This is a genomic window from Burkholderia sp. HI2761 (genome assembly GCF_002223355.1).
Classification (GTDB): domain Bacteria; phylum Pseudomonadota; class Gammaproteobacteria; order Burkholderiales; family Burkholderiaceae; genus Burkholderia.
In genome coordinates this window covers 868931-886571 of the sequence record NZ_NKFN01000007.1, presented here as the reverse complement: position 1 = coordinate 886571, position 17641 = coordinate 868931, and the positions used below count along the sequence as shown (strand labels likewise).

The following is a 17641-nucleotide window of genomic DNA, read 5'->3' as shown; positions in this document are numbered from 1 at the left end:
GAACTGGTTCCATTTGCTGAATTGACACTAATCGAACGTGACGCGTCGGCGCGTGCGCGTCATGATGCCGATTCAGCATCGAGGATCATTCAGCTCAGGATTCGCATCGCCCGTCCTTCCCGGACACCCCGTCAAACGAGACCGTCATGCCCGATTCCGCCTCCCTGCAGCACCTGTTTCCCGCCTTACAGGACATCCCCGCCGAATTCCGGCTGGCTTCGCCGATTCACCAGCGCGTGTCGCTCGTCGACGGCGAATTGCGACCGTGGGACGGCGCGACCAAGGCCGTGCTGTCGCCCGTGTGCGTGCGGCAGGCGGACGGCAGCGTCGAGCAGGTCGAGATCGGCAGCTACCCGGTGATGGGCGAAACGGAAAGCGACGCGGCGCTCGACGCCGCGGTGCGCGCGTACGACGCCGGCCGCGGCGAATGGCCGACGATGAAGGTCGAGCAGCGCATCGCGTGCATGCAGGACTTCATCAAGCGCATGGTCGCGCAGCGCGAACTTGTCGTGAACCTGATCATGTGGGAGATCGGCAAGAGCCTCGCCGATTCGCAGAAGGAATTCGACCGCACCGTCACCTACATGACGCAGACGATCGACGCGCTGAAGGAACTCGACAACGCGAACTCGCGCTTCGTGATCGCGGAAGGCACGATCGGCCAGATCCGCCGCACGCCGCTCGGCGTCGTGCTGTGCATGGGCCCGTACAACTATCCGCTGAACGAGACGTTCGCGACGCTGATTCCCGCGCTGCTGATGGGCAACACCGTGGTGTTCAAGCCGCCGCAGTACGGCACGCTGCTGTTCGAGCCGCTGCTCGAGGCGTTCCGCGGCGCGTTCCCGAAGGGCGTGATCAATACGATCTACGCGCCGGGCGCGGTGGTCGTGCCGCACATGCTCGCGTCGGGCAAGATCAACGTGCTCGCGCTGTTCGGGTCGAGCAAGGTGGCCGATCACCTGAAGAAGCAGCACCCGAAGTCGCACCGGCTGCGCGCGATCCTCGGCCTCGACGCGAAGAACGCGGCGATCGTGCTGCCTGACGCCGATCTCGACCTCACCGTGAAGGAGTGCCTGCTCGGCGCACTGTCGTTCAACGGCCAGCGCTGTACCGCGCTGAAGATGCTGCTCGTGCATCGCTCGATCGTCGACGAATTCCTGAAGCGCTTCACCGCCGCACTCGAACAACTGAAGATCGGCATGCCGTGGGAAAAAGGCGTCAGCATCACGCCGCTGCCCGGCATGCATCGCACCGCCTACATGACCGATGCGATCGACGACGCGAAGGCGAAGGGCGCTCACGTCGTCAATCATTCGGGCGGGGAATTCAGCAAGACGCTGTTCTACCCGGCCGTCGTGTATCCGGTGTCCGAAGGGATGAAGCTGTACCGCGAGGAGCAGTTCGGGCCGATCATTCCGGTTGCACCGTTCGACGACGTGGAAACCGCGCTCGATTACGTGACGACGTCGGATCACGGCCAGCAGGTCAGCATCTTCGGTTCCGATCCGGCGCAGATCGGCGCGCTCGTCGATCCGCTCGTGAACCAGGTGTGCCGCGTGAACATCAACTGCCAGTGCCAGCGCGGGCCCGACGTGTTCCCGTTCGCGGGGCGCAAGGATTCGGCCGAGGGCACGCTGTCGGTGAGCGACGCGCTGCGCGCGTTCTCGATCCGCTCGATGGTCGCGGCAAAGCAGACCGACAGCAGCAAGCAGTTGCTCGACTCGATCGTGTCGGATCACCACTCGAAGTTCATCAATACGGGCTTCATTTTCTGAAGCCGTCCTGATCGGTGCCGGAACCCGCGTCGCACGTCGGTGCGGCGGGTTTTCCGGCACGCATCGCGCGGCTAGACGTTCGTCACCAGCAGCCGGATCCCCGCCACGCCGAACACGACGGCCAGGCACGCTTCCATCGCGCGACGGCCGCGCACGTACAGCCGCCGCGCACCGTCCATCGAGAACACCAGCGCATAGCCGCCGAACACCATGCAGCCGATCGCGAGGCAGCCCGGGACGACGGCGCCGTGCGCCCCGCCCGCGCCGTTCGACGACAGCGCGACGATCGACACCCACACGAGAATCGCCTTCGGATTGGTCAGGTGCAGCATCGCGCCGCGCACGTAGAAGCGCGACAGCCGCTGCTCGCGCGCCGCGTTCGCCGATGCCGCCGGCGGGCCCGATAGCGCCGTGCGCGCCGACTTGAACGCGAGCCACAGCAGGTACAGCCCGCCGAAGACCTTGATCGCGACCAGCAGCTTCGACCACGCGAGCAGCGCGGCCGATACGCCGAGCGCCGCCACCGTCGCCCAGAACATCGACCCTGAAATCACGCCGAGCGCGAACACGAGCGCCGCCTTGCGGCCCTGGTTCGCGGCGACCGACATGATCGCGAGATTGCTCGGCCCGGGGCTGGCCGTGCCGATGAAATAGGCCGTGTAGGCAAGCAGCAGGTTGGCCGAGAAGAAAGTGTGGACGCTCATGTCGAATCTCGCGGGGATGATCCGGAGATTGTTGGCAAACCTGCGCCGTCTGCCCATGGACAATTGCGCGGCCGATCGCTGGGCCAGTTGGGTGACCACGCAACCGATCGCTCCTCGCCGGACCGTCTCTGTTTTGAAACAACCGGCGTGCTCGCCGCCGGTTCGCGCGATGCAACGGCGCGAGTTGCGCGCAACCGTTTCTCGTCGGCGGACGCACGGCGGGCGCGGCCGAACCGCCCGGCACGCGCCGCTCCGGTCGTTCGCCGGCGCAAACGCGCGACGCGCCCAATGCCCGCGTTACGTTACATCCGTGAAGCATTTCGCGTCGCCGCGCCGCTTCGGGCGCCCGACGCCGCCCGCCTTGCGCCCGTAGATGCCCGCCTCGACCGCCCGCGCGATCCAGCCCCGGCGGGACTCGCCGACCGATGGCGGATCGCGGCTCAACATTGCTCAACAATCGTCCGGCGGCGCTGGTACGGAATCTGCATTCCGTTCGGGCAGAAGCCGCGTGCGGGACCGCGCGGACAGGAATTCACCCTCGGGCGCGTCAACGGATACGCCCGTACGATATGCATACGCAACGAGGCTCTTCATGGATGCGCAGCCCAACTCGTCCGATTCGTCGTTCCAGCTCTTCCTCGCGAAGGTGCTCGAACAGCCGCTGCCCGACTGGACCGAAAAACAGCAGATGGAACTCGAGATGGCGCGCACGCTGTCGACGCACATGGTCACGCTCGCCGAAGACATGCGCGGCCGCACGCCCGATCTCGCGCGCTGCCTCGTGCTGCTCCGCTACGCGAAGGTGCTCGACTTCATGCTCACGTCGCTCGCCGCGCACCGCGACATTCATCCGCAAACGCTGCGCACGCTGTTCCGGCTCGCGAACCTGAAGGTCGACGATGCCTATCCGGTGTGAGCCGGCGCAACGGATCGTGCGTCGCGCACGGCCGTAGCGGCAACCCAGCCCACCCCCGCCCACGCTCGGCCCGCCTGCCCCTCCGCGTAAACGGAGGTACAATCGCGCGCCATGAACGCACTTCGCCGCTTCCTGCTCCGGCCAGGCGTCGCGCGACAGTTGCTGTGGGGGTTCCTCCTCGTGATGCTGCTGTCCCGCGCGCTGATGTCGGGCGCCGTGATGCTCGATCCGGACGGTCCGGATGCGGGCACGGTGGTGCTGTGCTCGGGCCGCGGCCCGTTGATCGTCACCGGCGCCGCGCTGGCCGCCCGCTTCGGCGCGAGCGCGCCGATCACCCCGGCCAACGATGCGCTCGCGCTCGTCGATGCACTGAAGCATGACGCGCACGCCGACAAGGCGGCGTCCTCCGGCAACGGCGACACCCTGTGCGCATTCGGCGCCGCGCTGTTCACCGCGCTCGCGTCGTTCGTGCTGCTGGTGCTGCTGTTTCCCGCGGCGGTGCCGCGGCGCTTCCGCGTTCACTTCGACAGTCTTCCTTTCGTGCGATCGATATTCGACGATCGCCCGCCCTCCCGCGCGCCTCCTCTGTTCTGCTGAACGTTTCGCCCCGTGGCGCATGCACGTCGACGTGCATGCGCGTTCACGCCGTTCGTTTCGCACGCCCTGATTCACGCGTTCACCCCAATGCCCGCATCGCGCGGGCGACGCCGCCCTGCACACCGTTTGCGCAGCGTGCCGCGCCGCCTGCCGCGGCGATGCAGGCACGCGGGTGCGACGCACGTTGACGGCAGCCGGCCCGCGCCGGTCGCGCCGCTCGACGAACCCGAGGAGTTCATACCATGTCGACCACCGTCGATCGGGCCATCTCGCCCGCCCGTTTCGCCAGCGCCGGTTACCGGACGCTCTGGCGCTGGCATTTCTATGCCGGCCTGTTCGTGATGCCGTTTCTCGTGATCCTCGCGATCACGGGCACGCTCTACTGCTTCCAGCCGCAGATCGAACCGCTGCTGTATCCGCACCGGCTGATCGTCGAACCGCGCGCGACGCCGCGGCTCGATGCCGACACGCTGCTCGCCCGCGCACGCACCGCGATGCCGGCCGGCGCAACGCCGGTGTCCGTGCAGGTCGTCACCGCCCCGGACCGCAGCGCCGAGTACGTATTCCGGCTGCGCGACGGCAGCCGCGAGAGCGTGTACGTGAACCCGTACGACGGCAGCGTGCTCGGCACGCTGAGCGTCGAGAACCGCTTCATGCAGGTCGACCGGATGCTCCATCGCAAGCTGCTGCTCGGCAAGACCGGCGAGTTGCTGATGGAGCTCGCCGCCTGCTGGACCTTCGTGATGATCGGCACCGGCATCGCGCTGTGGTGGCCGCGCGGTACGGCACGCGTCGGGCGCGCGCTGCGGCCCGACCTGTCGCTGCGCGGCCGGCCGCTGTGGAAAAGCATTCACGCGACAGCCGGCATCTGGCTCGCGGCCGGCACGGTCGCGTTCATCCTGACGGGGCTGCCGTGGTCGGGCTCGTGGGGCAAGAATTTCAAGGCGCTCGCCGCGACCGTGAACCTCGGCGCGCCGGAAGGCGCGTGGGGCGGCGCATCGGTACGCTCGACGCGCCCCGGCGCCGCGGCGATGCCCGGTCATGCGCCTGCGCAGGCCGCCGCACCGTCCGGCCATCACCACGATTCCGGCGAATCGATGCCGGGCATGGTGATGGACGACCTGCCGTTACCGCAAACGCCGTGGGCGGTCGGCAATGTGCCCGTGCCGCATTCGCCGTCGGCGCCGACACCCGCGCCGCTGCCGCTGGCCCGCGCGATCGCGGTCGTCGCCGGGCTCGGCGTGACGAGCGGCTACACGCTCGCGTTGCCGTCCGGCGCGGATGGCGTGTTCACCGCGTCGTACTTTCCGGCCGACCCGAAGGCCGAACGCACGATCTACGTCGACCAGTACAGCGGCGCCGTCTTGAAGGACATCCGCTATGGCGACTACGGTGCGGTATCGAAAGCCGTGTCGTACGGCACGTCGCTGCACATGGGCCGTTATTTCGGGCTCGCGAACCAGCTCATTTGCGCGGTGTTGTCGCTCGGGCTGGCCGCGATGGCCGTCACGGGCACCGTGATGTGGTGGAAGCGCCGCCCGTCCGGAACGCTGGGCGCACCGTCGCGCGAACGCGGCATGCCGCCGATGCGCGGCTGGGTCGCCGGGCTCGTGCTGCTCGGCATCGTCTTCCCGCTGATGGGGCTGACGATCGTCGCGGTCTGGTTGCTCGACCGGCTGCTGTTCGGCCGCGCGGCGCCCGCCGCAGCGTGATCGACGCAAGCGCTTCCTCCATTCGAAGGAAACCGCAACGATGAAGTTCAGATCGACGCTGCCCGCTGCCGTTCTTGCCGCGCTCTCGCCGGCCGGGCACGCACAAGCACAGGAAAGCGGCGTCGGCGTCGACGGTACCGGCGCCACGCTCGCGCCGATTGACCTCGACGCGCCACACACCCGCCGGCGCGTGCGTGGCGGCGAACCGGTCATTCTCCGGTGTCGCCGCGGCCGACCCGGAAGCATCGATCAAGTACGCGGGCCCGCCATCCATTTCCGGTAGCGCCGCGTCTGGCACTGCGCGGCCAGTTGCTGCCGCACCAGCGCACGCAGCGGCGACACCCGCGGGTCCGTGCGACGCCCTTCACTGAGCCGCGTGAGCTGGAACTTGACGACGGCCATGTTCGCCAGCGCGCCCAGCGCCTTGTTCTTCCAGCGGATCGGCTCCAGCACCGGCGCGCTGTCCTTGCCGGCGCGCCAGTCGCGCGGCAGGTTCGGGTCGATCGACAGCGCGGTCGCGATGCCGACCATCGCCACGCCGCTGTTCACCACCTGCTCGGCCACCGCACGACGCCGGATCCCGCCCGTGACCATCAGCGGCATCCGCGCGACGGCGGCGATGTCGCGAGCGAATTCGAGGAAATACGCTTCGCGCGCGAGCGTGCGCCCGTCGCGCGCCTCGCCCTGCATCGCCGGCACCTCGTAGCTGCCGCCCGACAGTTCGACGAGATCGACGCCCAGCGGATTCAGCAGTTCGACCACGCGCTTCGCGTCGTCCGCGCTGAAACCGCCGCGCTGGAAATCGGCCGAATTCAGCTTCACCGCGACGACGAATCCCGGCGACACCGTCGCGCGCACCGCCTTCACGATATCGAGCAGCAGGCGTGCGCGATTCTCGATGCTGCCGCCCCATTGATCCTGCCGCCGGTTCGTCAGCGGCGACAGGAACTGGCTCAGCAGATAGCCGTGCGCCGCGTGCACCTGCACGCCGGTGAAGCCGCCTTGCTCCGCGAGCCGCGCGGCACGCACGAAGCGCTGCTGCACGTCGGCGATATCGGCTGCCGTCATCTCCTTCGGCACCGGAAACTGCTTCGACAGCGCACCGAGCGCGAGCGGCACGACCGACGGCGCGAGCGTCGTCTGGCCGAGCGCCGCCTGCATCTGGCGCCCCGGGTGATTGATCTGCATCCACACGTGCGCGCCGCCCGAGCGGGCGATTCGCGCCCAGCGGCGGAAACGGTCGAGATGCGCGTCGCTTTCAAGCACGACGCCGTTCGGCCCAGTCATCGCGCGGCCGTCCACCATCACATTGCCGGTCAGGATCAGGCCGGCCTGGCCGTCGGCCCACGCCTGGTACAGGCGCAGCAACGCGTCGGACGGCGCGTGGTCCGCATCGGCCATGTTTTCTTCCATCGCGGCCTTGGCCAGACGGTTTGGAATCACCGCCCCGTTGGGCAGTGTCAGCGGCGCAAACAGATTCATGGTGGGCACCCTCGATTGACGATGCCCGACGATAACTTTAAAGTCAACTTTAAGGTCAAGCCCCTTTGGAGCACACCATGAAAATCGGCGAACTGGCGAAGGCGAGCGGCCTCGCGGCGTCGCGCATCCGCTTCTACGAGGCGAGCGGCCTGCTCGAACCGGCCCGCCGGCAGGCGAACGGCTATCGGGAATACGGGGCGGAAGCGTTGACGCGGCTCGCGATCATCGATCGCGCCCAGAGCGCGGGCTTCTCGCTCGAGGAGATTCGTGCGGTGCTGCCGCCGGATCTCGGTGCATGGCCGCGCGACGAACTGCTCGTCGCGCTGCGGCACAAGGTCGACGAAATCGCGCTGCTCGAACGGCGTCTCGCGCAGAACCGGCAGCATCTGGAGACGCTGATCGTCGAGATCGAGAACAAGCCGGCGGGCGAGGATTGCGCGGGCGCCGCGCAACGGATGCTCGACCGGCTGCGCGAGCAGGCCGGCGAGCCGCTGGAGCCGGCGCCCGTCGTGCGGCCGGCGCGCAAGCGTGCGTGACGGATTGCGCTGCGCGATTGCGCTGCGTCATCCATCTATTCATCCGTTCGCGCCGTGGCCTGGAGTACGGCGCGGCGAGATTGTCCCGATTTGCTTACGTCGCAGGTAATCGACGCACATCACTCGCGCCGCGATCATGGCCCCATCGACTCACTCGCCGCACCCCGCCAAGGAGCCTGCCATGACCGCCTACGCCATCGCCCACCTGCACGACGTCGAGATGTGCGACGACATCGTCGAATACCTCGAGCGCATCGACGGCACGCTCGCGCCGTACGACGGCCATTTCGTGATTCACGGTGCACGGCCGGAAGTGCGCGAGGGCGTGTGGCGCGGCGACCTGATCGCGATCGCGTTTCCCGATCTCGACACGGCGCGCGAATGGTACGAATCGGATGCGTACCGGCAGATTCAGCCGCTGCGCGCACGGCACGCGAGCGGCCCGCTGATCCTGATCGACGGCGTCGACGAACGGCACAAGGCGACCGACATTCTGCGTTGAGGCTTCGCGCAGGTGACGACGCTTATGACGCGTTGCGCTCCGTCCTCATCCGTCACGGTTCTCGGTAACGACACCGAGATGGCCTGATACGCGCCATTCATCAGACAAATATTTTCCCGGCATGCTCGACTCGATTATGCGAAAGCCGGGGTTGGGTAGATAGGCGCGGGGGATTGCTCAGCGAAGCCGCGCAGCCGCGTGGCCGTGAGATACGCAACGGCCCCTTCCGGGGTCGCGCTTCGGCGCCACCCGCCAAATCATGCATTCATGCCGTTGTGCAATCGTGCTATAGTGAACGCAGGCACTAGCCGGTGCCTGTTTAATACAAATCGAAGCACCATCCGATGCTTCAGCGTCAACGTAATACTATAGGTCGTCAACCGCCGAAACGCCGCGCACCGTTTGGGCATACAGGAGGCAAGTTAGAGCGTGCGCCTACTTAATAAATCACTAGGACGAAACCGGCTATGAACACGTTTGAACACAAGACCAGTGTCAAGGTCGTCGGTTCGAGCGGTCAGATTTCGCTTGGCAAGGAATTCGCCGGCCGGCAAGTGCTCATCGAAGAGCGCGAGCCGGGGGTGTGGCTCGTCCGCACCGCCGTCGTGATCCCCGAGAATGAAGCGTGGCTGCATGCGCCTCAGGCCCAACGTGACCTGCAGGAAGCACTCGCGTGGGCTCAAGCCAATCCGCCGCACGAATCAGACCCTGACGCCCTTTTCGAAGAGCTGCGACATGCACAAGAAAAACGACGTCGTAAAGGTGGATCTGAATAATGCGGTCTTTCAGCGTCAGTGGGTCGACCTGGACAAGACCGAGGCATCAAGGGTGCTCGCGACCCTCAAGAAGTTGCTGCAGTTGAACTGGGACCAACTGTACCGAGACCAGGGGCTGAAGTGGGAAAAGATTACGAGTGTAGCGCCGCCGGCCGGCATCGATGCACTGTATTCGCTGCGCATTACGCAGGCGCGTCGCGCGACCGCCTATCGTGAAGGCAATACGCTCCGCTTCCTCACGATCGAGCCCGATCACGACGCGACCTACGGCAAGAAGTGATCCGATGCGCCGGACCTCGACTCTCGAGGCCCGGCGTTTTTTCAGTTGATCGAGCGCGTCCTCAACCGCAAATCCGTCGTCAATGAAGCGGCCTTCGGCCAGCCGTGCCGCCTACGCCTTCCGCTCCATCGGCTCGCCGACGACGAAGCCGCCGCCCTGGAACCGCTGCGCGGGATCGTCGTACTCGGCGGTCGGCGCCGTCACCGGAAACAGTCCGGCGAACTGTTCGGAGCTGTCGCGCGGGCGGAAGCCGAGGAAGCCGGCCTTCGTGTTGTCCCACCACTTCACCGGGTTGTCCGACGCGCCGTAGACGATCGCGTGCCCGACGCGGTTCGTCAGCAGCGAGCAGCGCACGAGCTCGATGAAGTCGCGATAGCTGAGGAACGTGACGAGCATGCGCGGGTTCTTCGGCACCTCGAACGACGAGCCGATCCGCAGGCATACGGTTTCGATCCCGAAGCGGTCGAAGTAGTAGCGCGACAGCGATTCGCCGAAGCACTTCGTCACGCCGTACAGGCTGTCGGGGCGCAGCGGCGAATCGGCGTCGAGCACTTCGGTGACCGGATGGAAACCGATCGCATGGTTCGAACTCGCGAACACGACGCGCTTCACGCCGTGCTTGCGCGCGGCTTCGTACAGGTTGTACGTGCCGGTGATGTTCGCGCCGACCAGATCATCGAACGGCGCATCGACCGAAATGCCGCCGAGGTGAACGATCGCGTCCACGCCGTCGACGAGCTGCATCACGGCCGGCCGGTCGGCCAGGTCGACCACGCGGATTTCTTCATGCGCGGCCGCGTCGTCCAGCGCCGCGATGTCGCTGACGCGCACGACGTCGGCCCAGTCGGCGAGCGCACCGCGCAACTGACGGCCGAGGTTGCCGGCCGCGCCCGTCAGCAGCAGGCGGCCGAACGGTTTGCGCGCGGCGGTGGATGAGGCGTTCATCGAATCTCCTTGAATCTACTCAAATCGGAAAACGTTTTCCAACTATACGCGGACGCGGCGTCGAACGTCAATGGCCGAACCCGTTCGCGGCCATCCGCACTTTCCCGATATCGGCAGCCGGCCGCACGCCGGCTTTTTCTGCCACAATCCGGCGTTATCGAACGAAAACGTTACCCTTCGGATGAAAAAAGTTTCCTCGACGATCCGCGACGTGGCCGCGCAAGCCGGCGTGTCGGTCGCGACGGTATCGAAGTACGTGAACGGCACGCAGCGCTTCTCGCCGACCGTCGAGGCACGGCTGAAGGAGGCCATCGAGCGGCTCGGCTACCGTTCGAACCCGCTCGCGCGCTCGATGATCACCGGCCGCACGCGCACCATCGGCCTCGTGATCCTCGACATCAGCAACCCGCACTTCACGAACGTGGTGAAAGGCGCGAACCGCGTCGCGCTGCAGCACGACTACACGCTGCTGCTCGTCGATACCGAGGAGAGCCAGGCGCGCGAACGTTCGCTGATCGAGGCGCTCGCGCAGCGCGTCGACGGGCTGATCGTCAGCACGCGGATGCCCGACGAGGAAGCCGGCTGGATGCTCGACCTCAACAAGCCGCTCGTGCTGCTGCGTCGCAGCCCCGGCCTGCCGATTCCGAGCGTCGGCATCGACAACCGGCTGTCGACCTACATGCTCGCGCGCCACCTGCTCAACCTCGGCCATACGCGCATCGCGTATCTCGGCTTCGGCACCGCGCGCGTGAACGACGAGCGGATCCAGGGCGCGCGCGACTGCCTCGCCGAAGCGGGGCTCACGCTCGACGTGCACGATGCGCATGCGCCGACCGCCGAAGCCGGCGAGCGCGCGTGCTCGCGCGTGATGCTCGGGCCGCAGCGCCCGCAGGCCGTGATCTGCTACAACGACCTGATCGCGCTCGGCTTCATGAAGGAGGCCGCGTCGCTCGGCTTCCGGCTGCCGCAGGACGTGTCCGTCGCCGGCATCGACAACGTGCCGTACGGCGAATACGCGGCGCCCGCGCTGACGACCGTCGACATCCAGAGCGAGAACATGGGCGAGCTCGCGATGCAGAAGCTGATCGACGCGCTCGCCGGGCGCACCGACGCGAGCTATTCGACGTTCGAGCCGCGGCTGATCATGCGCGCGTCGACGGCGTCGGCCGGCTGACGCGGTCGCGACACGTCACCGACCCGAACGCAAAAAAAACGCGCCGTCCGAGGAGGCGCGTTCGTTTGCAGGGACGCGATTCACGCGTCGAGTTTCGCGGGCTTCATCTTCGGCGTGAGCACGTGCATCACGGCCAGCGCGATCAGGTAGGCCGACGCGCCGATCGCGAACAGCACCCAATAGTGGCCCGTGCGCTGCAGCACCTGGCCGATCACTTCCGAGAACAGCACGCCGCCGATCGAGCCGGCCATCCCGCCGATGCCGACCACCGACGCGACCGCGCGGCGCGGGAACAGGTCGGACGCGGTCGTGAACAGGTTCGCCGACCAGCCCTGGTGCGCGGCGGCGGCGAGGCCGACGATCAGTACTGCGATCCACAGGCTCTGCACCTGCGACACGAACGCGATCGGCAGCACGCAGCATGCGCAGATCAGCATCGCCGTCTTGCGTGCACGGTTCACGCTCCAGCCCGCACGCAGCAGCATCGACGACAGCCAGCCGCCGCCGATGCTGCCGACCGTCGTCAGCGCATAGATGCAGACGAGCGGCAAACCGATGTGCTGCATGTCCATCCCGCGCGACTCGTTGAGCCACTTCGGCAGCCAGAACAGGTAGAACCACCACACCGGGTCGGTCAGGAACTTGCCGACCAGGAACGCCCACGTCTCGCGCTTGCGGATCAGTTCGCCCCAGCGCGGCGCGCCGGCGTTCGCATTCGCCGCGTCGAGCGCTTCGGCTTCGTCGCGCGGCTCGTCGTACTCCGCGGCGAGTGCGCGCGTGTCGGCCGTGCGATACATCACCAGCCACACCGCGAGCCACACGAGGCCGATCGCGCCGATGATCACGAACGCCGCGCGCCAGCCGTAGGCCACCGCGATCGCCGGGATGATCGCCGGCGCGAACACCGCGCCGATGTTCGCGCCCGAGTTGAAGATGCCGGTGGCGAGCGCGCGTTCGCGGCGCGGGAACCATTCGGCCGTCGTCTTGATCGCGGCCGGGAAGTTGCCGCCCTCGCCGATGCCGAGCAGCGCGCGCACGAACGCGAAACCCATCACCGAGCCGACCGCCGCGTGCAGCATCGCGGCGATGCTCCACACCAGCATCGCGACCGCGTACGACACGCGCGTGCCGAGCCAGTCGACGATGCGCCCGAAGCCGAGCAGGCCCAGCGCATAGAACGCCGAAAATGCCATCACGATGCGGCCGTACTGCACCTGGCTCCAGCCGATGTCGTGCTGGAGCATCGGCGCGAGCAGGCCGAGGATCTGCCGATCCATGTAGTTGATGACGGTCGCGAAAAACAGCAGTGCACAGACGGTCCAGCGATAGCGGCTGGCGGCCGCGCGCACGGCGCCGACGACGGCAGTGGGCATGAATGTCTCCGATGCGCGGTCGCGCCCGTCGCGCCGCACGCAGTTCGTTGACCGGCGACCGGCGCCGGGGCGAACGCCGGCGCGCTGCTGCGCACGACGCGTTTCGCCGATCCGTCTGGAAAACGTTTTTCAAAGGATAGGGTGTCTGCCGGGGCCGTGTCAGTCGGGGATTTCGATGAGTCATCTCAAATTCATCGCGGGAAAAGAGACGACTGTTTCGCAGAGTGGTATTAATCGTTTTTCCTCTGATTTTCCCGCTGCGGCCCGGCCGGCGCGCGGATGCGGAGACACATGTCCGATTCCAGCCAGAATCGACAGCGGGGATGGTTTACAGTCGTCTCATGCGCCTCGATCCCGACACCTGCTACGACGCCCTGCTTTCGCGGAACCGCCGCTTCGACGGCTGGTTCTTCGTCGGCGTGGCGACGACCGGTGTGTACTGCCGCCCCGTCTGCCCGGTGAAGCCGCCGAAGGCGCGGAACTGCAGCTACTACCCGACCGCCGCGGCCGCCGAGAAAGCCGGCTTCCGGCCCTGCATGCGCTGCCGCCCCGAACTCGCGCCCGGCCACGGGCTGCTCGATCTTTCCGGCAATCTCGCCGACGCAGCCGCGACGCTGATCGACGACGGTTTCCTGAACGCGCATTCCGTCGATGCGCTCGCACGGCGCGTCGGCGTGACCGAGCGCCATCTGCGTCGCATCTTCGGTGCGCAGTTCGGCGTGTCGCCGGTCGAGTTCGCGCAGACGCAGCGGCTGCTGATGGCCAAGCGGCTGCTGACCGATACCGCGCTGCCGGTGGCCGTCGTCGCGTCGACGGCCGGGTTCGGCAGCGTGCGGCGCTTCAACGACCTGTTCCGCCAGCGCTACGGCCTCAATCCGCTGCGGCTGCGCAAAGGAAAAGGGGCCGGCGCATCGGCCGACGGCGACATGACCTTCCCGCTGCCGTACCGGCCGCCGTTCGCGTGGGCCGACCTGATGCGGTTTCTCGCGCAGCGGCAGATCGATGGCGTCGAGCGGATCGACGCGCAGCGTTATGCGCGCATCGTCGACCTGCCGGACCGGAACGGCGGCGGCCGCGTGGCCGGCTGGCTGTCCGTCGCGCACGTGCCGCAGCGCTTCGCGCTGGCCGTGACCGTGTCGCCCGCGCTGACGCCGGTCGTGCCGGCCGTGCTCGCACGCGTGCGCCGGCTGTTCGATCTCGACAGCCGCCCCGACGTGATCGATGCGCATCTCGGCGATCTCGCGAGCGGTTCGCCGGGCCTGCGCGTGCCCGGCGCGTTCGACGGTCTCGAGATCGCGATCCGTGCCCTCGCGGGCGAGCAGCTTGCGGCGGCGCAGGTCGATACGCCATTGCTCGCACGCCTCGCGAAACGCTTCGGCACGCTGGTCGACGGCGCGCCGCCGGGCCTCACGCACGCACTGCCCTGCGCCGCGACGCTGGCCACGCTGCCGCCTTCGGCCCTCGAGACGATCGGCATCGAGCGCGATACGGCACGCGCGATCGTGTCGCTCGCCCGCGCCGTCGACGACGGCGCGCTCGCGCTCGAACCGATGGCGCCGCTCGACGCGACGCTCGCCGCGCTGCGCGCGCTGCCCGGTTTCGATGAACGCGCGGTGCAGTACGTCGCGATGCGTGCGATGGCGTGGCCGAACGCATTCCCCGCCGACGACGCGTGGCTGCCCGCCCGCACCGAACCCGCGGGCCTGCCGTCGCCTGCGCCGCACGCTGCGCGCTGGGCGCCGTGGCGCGCGTATGCCGCATTGCATGTGTGGCGCCTTCATGGAGATGTGCTGCGATGACTCCCGCTTACCTGATTCCGAGCCCGCTGGGCGACATCGCCGTGCGCATCGAGGACGATGCGCTGACCGGCCTCTACTTCGTCGGCCAGAAATACTTCCCGTCGCTTGCGATCGTGCGCGAAGCGGACGCGCTCGCCATGTCGCCGCTCGCACGCCGGGTCGCAAAAGAAATCGCCGAGTACTTCACCGGCGCGCGCGACACGTTCTCGGTGCCGATTCATCTGCGCGGCACCGCGTTTCAGCGACGGGTATGGAAGGAACTGCTTGCGATTCCGTTCGGCGAACTCGTGTCGTACGGCGACATCACGGAGCGCGTCGGGCTGCCGATGAGCGGCGCACGCGCCGTGGGCGGCGCGGTCGGCCGCAATCCGGTATCGATCATCGTGCCGTGCCATCGCGTGGTGGGCGCATCGGGCAGCCTGACCGGCTATGCGGGCGGCATCGACCGCAAACGTGCGCTGCTGTCGCTCGAAGGCGCCGGGTTCTCGCGCGGCGCGCACCATCCGGTGCAGCAGGCGCTGGCGTTTTGATATGCCGGGTTTCGCATTCGGCGCAGCTTGTGCGACCTAGCCGCCGCCGCGCTTGCGCATCGCATGCGCGACCCGCGCGTTCGCTTCGAATTTCGCGCGATGCGTCGAGAAAAACGTCCGCACGTTGCGGACGTTCGACGCGCCGGTGAACAGCCGCCGCGCGAATTCGTCGTATTCGGCGACATCGGCCAGATCGGCGATCACGACGAAATCGGGCCCCGGCGACACGCGATAGCACTGCGTGACGGCCGGCTCCGCGCACACGTACGCTTCGAACGCGTCGTAGTCTTCGGCCGTCTGCCGGTCGAGGCTGATCTCGATCAGCGCGGTGACGGCCGTGCCGATCGCGACCGGGTCCAGCACCGCGACCTGCCGACGGATCACACCGGCCTCCGTCAACCGCCGCACGCGACGCATGCAGGTGGGCGGCGACGACAGCGCGCGCTCGGCCAGTTGCAGGTTCGAGACCGATGCATCCTCCTGCAGGATTGCGAGGATGCGCAGGTCGAGATCGTCGAGGGTGATGCCGGCCATCGGCCACTCCTTCCGGTTAGTAAGTGAAATTTAATTTCAACATAATATACGATATTCCATTAAGTTCATATTCGGTAGATTTTTGAAATTTAATTCCATTTGGCTAGCTCTACCATCGCTCTCACTGATCCAGACAGGACATTTACGGAGCGCGATATGTGTGGAATTGTCGGGGCGGTTGCCCAGCGGGACATCCTGCCGAACCTGGTCGACGGCCTGAAGCGGCTCGAATACCGCGGCTACGATTCGTGCGGCGTCGTGGTCTACCGCGACCGTGCGCTGGCGCGCGCCCGCAGCGTCGATCGTGTCGCGAACCTGCAGCGCGAGATCGCCGCACAGGCGCTGTCCGGCTACACGGGCATCGCGCATACGCGCTGGGCCACGCATGGCGCGCCCGTCACGCTCAACGCGCATCCGCACTTCTCGCCGAGCGACGCCGACGCGCGCATCGCGCTGTCGCACAACGGGATCATCGAAAACTGCGATCAGCTGCGCGCGGAACTGCAGGCGCACGGCTATGTGTTCGCGAGCCAGACCGACAGCGAGGCGATCGCACACCTGATCGACCACCTGTACGACGGCGACCTGTTCGATGCGGTACGGCGTGCGGTCGCGCGACTGCGCGGCAGCTATGCGATCGCGGTGATGTGCCGCGACGAGCCGCACCGGATCGTCGGCGCGCGGGACGGAATGCCGCTCGTGGTCGGGGTCGGCGAAGGCGAGAATTTTCTGGCGTCCGATGCGATTGCACTGTCGGGCATCACCGATCGCATTGCCTACCTGGAGAACGGCGACGTCGCCGATATTCAACTGCATCGCTACTGGATCGTCGACGCGGCCGGCCAGCGCGTCGAGCGCGCGGTGCAACGCGTCGCCGCGCATAGCGGCGCGGCCGATCTCGGATCGTATCGTTATTACATGCAGAAGGAGATCTTCGAGCAGCCGCAGGCCGTGGCCGATACGCTGCTCGACGTTTCGTCGATCATGCCCGAGCTGTTCGGCGACGGCGCGTGGCGTGTATTCAACGACGTCGATTCGGTGCTGCTGCTCGCGTGCGGCGGCAGCTATCACGCGGCACTGACCGCGAAATACTGGATCGAGAGCATCGCGAAGCTGCCGGCCAGCGTCGAGATTGCCAGCGAGTTTCGTTATCGCGACAGCGTGCCGAATCCGCGCACGCTCGTCGTCGCCGTGTCGCAAAGTGGTGAAACGGCCGATGTGCTCGGGGCCGTGCATGTCGCGAAGCGCAGCGGGATGATGCATACGCTCGCGATCTGCAACGTCGCGACGAGTGCGCTGATGCGCGAATGTGCGCTGCAGTTCGTGACGCGTGCGGGGATCGAGATCGGCGTGGCTTCGACGAAGGCGTTTACGACGCAGCTCGTTGCGTTGTTCCTGCTGACGCTGTCATTGGCGCAGGTGCGCGGGCGGTTGAGTGACGATGAAGAAAAGGAACATCTGCGGGCGCTGCGGCATCTGCCCGATGCGATGTCGAAGGTGCTCGCGCTGGAACCGCAGATCATGGCGTGGTCAGAGTTGCTCGCGCGACGCGACAACATGCTGTTTCTCGGGCGCGGGATGCATTATCCGATCGCGCTCGAAGGAGCGCTGAAGATGAAGGAGATTTCCTATATTCATGCGGAGGCTTATCCGGCGGGGGAGTTGAAGCATGGGCCGCTGGCGCTCGTCAGCAATGAAATGCCGGTGATCGCGGTTGCGCCGAATGACATGCTGCTCGAGAAGCTCAGGTCGAACATGCATGAGGTCAGTGCGCGGAATGGGCGGCTGTTCGTGTTCGCGGATGTGGACTGCGGGATCGTGCCGAGTGAGGGGATCGAGGTGATTCGGCTCAACGAGTATTACGGGCCGTTGTCGCCGATCTTGCATACGGTGCCGATGCAATTGCTCGCGTATCACGCGGCGCTGGCGCGGGGGACGGATATTGATAAGCCGAGGAATTTGGCGAAGTCGGTGACGGTGGAGTGAGGGGGTGTTGCTCCGCGCGA

Annotated in this window: 19 protein-coding genes; 13 read left to right on the top strand and 6 right to left on the bottom strand. The window is 66.9% G+C overall.

Translation table 11 applies throughout. The annotated features are described in order from the left end of the window. The first annotated feature begins 146 nt into the window (after positions 1-146). Entirely contained in the window at positions 147-1775 is a 1629-nt protein-coding gene (locus CFB46_RS21560) for an NADP-dependent glyceraldehyde-3-phosphate dehydrogenase (RefSeq protein ID WP_089501207.1), read from the top strand. A gap of 71 nt (positions 1776-1846) precedes the next feature. On the opposite strand, the gene CFB46_RS21555 is transcribed toward CFB46_RS21560, so the two are convergent. Further along, a complete protein-coding gene (locus tag CFB46_RS21555) occupies positions 1847-2479 on the bottom strand; it encodes a LysE family translocator (RefSeq protein ID WP_089501206.1) in 633 nt (210 codons plus the stop codon). Positions 2480-2776: 297 nt separating this feature from the next. After that, complete coding sequence (locus CFB46_RS35995; RefSeq protein ID WP_179235098.1) at positions 2777-2926, bottom strand: hypothetical protein; 150 nt, start codon at positions 2924-2926, stop codon at positions 2777-2779. 145 nt (positions 2927-3071) lie between these two features. On the opposite strand from CFB46_RS35995, the gene CFB46_RS21550 reads away from it, so the two are divergent. From CFB46_RS21550 to CFB46_RS21535, 4 genes are all read left to right on the top strand, one after another. Beyond that, entirely contained in the window at positions 3072-3395 is a 324-nt protein-coding gene (locus CFB46_RS21550) for a hypothetical protein (RefSeq protein WP_027782232.1), read from the top strand. 111 nt (positions 3396-3506) lie between these two features. Continuing rightward, positions 3507-3992: a hypothetical protein gene (locus CFB46_RS21545; protein WP_089501205.1), complete on the top strand. Its 486-nt coding sequence runs from the start codon at positions 3507-3509 to the stop codon at positions 3990-3992. 242 nt (positions 3993-4234) lie between these two features. Next, entirely contained in the window at positions 4235-5704 is a 1470-nt protein-coding gene (locus CFB46_RS21540; RefSeq protein WP_089501204.1) for a PepSY-associated TM helix domain-containing protein, read from the top strand. Positions 5705-5744: 40 nt separating this feature from the next. Then, positions 5745-5987 carry a hypothetical protein gene (locus tag CFB46_RS21535; protein WP_089501203.1) on the top strand — a complete coding sequence of 81 codons (243 nt, stop codon included), beginning with the start codon at positions 5745-5747 and terminating at the stop codon, positions 5985-5987. Here CFB46_RS21535 and CFB46_RS21530 read toward each other — a convergent pair. Beyond that, entirely contained in the window at positions 5954-7186 is a 1233-nt protein-coding gene (locus CFB46_RS21530; RefSeq protein ID WP_089501202.1) for an NADH:flavin oxidoreductase/NADH oxidase family protein, read from the bottom strand. The two genes, CFB46_RS21535 and CFB46_RS21530, sit on opposite strands and share 34 nt — an antisense overlap. Positions 7187-7263: 77 nt before the next feature. Between CFB46_RS21530 and CFB46_RS21525 the strand changes: the two genes are divergently transcribed. The 4 genes from CFB46_RS21525 (at position 7264) to CFB46_RS21510 (ending at position 9280) form a co-directional block, all read left to right on the top strand. After that, positions 7264-7722 carry a MerR family transcriptional regulator gene (locus CFB46_RS21525; protein WP_089501201.1) on the top strand — a complete coding sequence of 153 codons (459 nt, stop codon included), beginning with the start codon at positions 7264-7266 and terminating at the stop codon, positions 7720-7722. A gap of 181 nt (positions 7723-7903) precedes the next feature. After that, positions 7904-8224, top strand: coding sequence for a DUF1330 domain-containing protein (locus tag CFB46_RS21520; RefSeq protein WP_027782227.1), 321 nt, complete (start codon positions 7904-7906; stop codon positions 8222-8224). A gap of 467 nt (positions 8225-8691) precedes the next feature. Next, complete coding sequence (locus CFB46_RS21515) at positions 8692-9000, top strand: hypothetical protein (protein WP_082720161.1); 309 nt, start codon at positions 8692-8694, stop codon at positions 8998-9000. After that, complete coding sequence (locus CFB46_RS21510; RefSeq protein ID WP_059830322.1) at positions 8960-9280, top strand: hypothetical protein; 321 nt, start codon at positions 8960-8962, stop codon at positions 9278-9280. The genes CFB46_RS21515 and CFB46_RS21510 overlap by 41 nt, the downstream gene beginning before the upstream one ends. 111 nt (positions 9281-9391) lie before the next feature. On the opposite strand, the gene CFB46_RS21505 is transcribed toward CFB46_RS21510, so the two are convergent. Next, the gene (locus CFB46_RS21505; RefSeq protein WP_089501200.1) at positions 9392-10225 is read right to left on the bottom strand and encodes an NAD-dependent epimerase/dehydratase family protein; all 834 of its coding nucleotides are present in this window, start codon (positions 10223-10225) and stop codon (positions 9392-9394) included. A gap of 70 nt (positions 10226-10295) precedes the next feature. On the opposite strand from CFB46_RS21505, the gene CFB46_RS21500 reads away from it, so the two are divergent. Next, on the top strand, positions 10296-11399 hold the full coding sequence (locus tag CFB46_RS21500; RefSeq protein WP_089501199.1) for a LacI family DNA-binding transcriptional regulator: 1104 nt from the start codon (positions 10296-10298) through the stop codon (positions 11397-11399). 80 nt (positions 11400-11479) lie between these two features. On the opposite strand, the gene CFB46_RS21495 is transcribed toward CFB46_RS21500, so the two are convergent. Beyond that, positions 11480-12772 (bottom strand): MFS transporter, encoded by a 1293-nt coding sequence (locus CFB46_RS21495; RefSeq protein ID WP_089502291.1) that lies wholly within the window; start codon positions 12770-12772, stop codon positions 11480-11482. Positions 12773-13095: 323 nt separating this feature from the next. On the opposite strand from CFB46_RS21495, the gene CFB46_RS21490 reads away from it, so the two are divergent. Together CFB46_RS21490 and CFB46_RS21485 are read left to right on the top strand one after the other, a co-directional pair. Continuing rightward, entirely contained in the window at positions 13096-14571 is a 1476-nt protein-coding gene (locus CFB46_RS21490) for a DNA-3-methyladenine glycosylase 2 family protein (protein WP_089501198.1), read from the top strand. After that, complete coding sequence (locus CFB46_RS21485; RefSeq protein WP_089501197.1) at positions 14568-15101, top strand: methylated-DNA--[protein]-cysteine S-methyltransferase; 534 nt, start codon at positions 14568-14570, stop codon at positions 15099-15101. Before CFB46_RS21490 ends, CFB46_RS21485 begins: the two co-directional genes overlap by 4 nt. A gap of 36 nt (positions 15102-15137) precedes the next feature. Here CFB46_RS21485 and CFB46_RS21480 read toward each other — a convergent pair whose 3' ends face one another. Continuing rightward, positions 15138-15635, bottom strand: a complete 498-nt coding sequence (locus CFB46_RS21480) for an Lrp/AsnC family transcriptional regulator (RefSeq protein ID WP_027782221.1) — start codon at positions 15633-15635, stop codon at positions 15138-15140. Positions 15636-15791: 156 nt separating this feature from the next. Between CFB46_RS21480 and glmS the strand changes: the two genes are divergently transcribed. After that, entirely contained in the window at positions 15792-17621 is a 1830-nt protein-coding gene (gene glmS / locus CFB46_RS21475) for a glutamine--fructose-6-phosphate transaminase (isomerizing) (protein WP_089501196.1), read from the top strand. Positions 17622-17641: the final 20 nt, after the last annotated feature.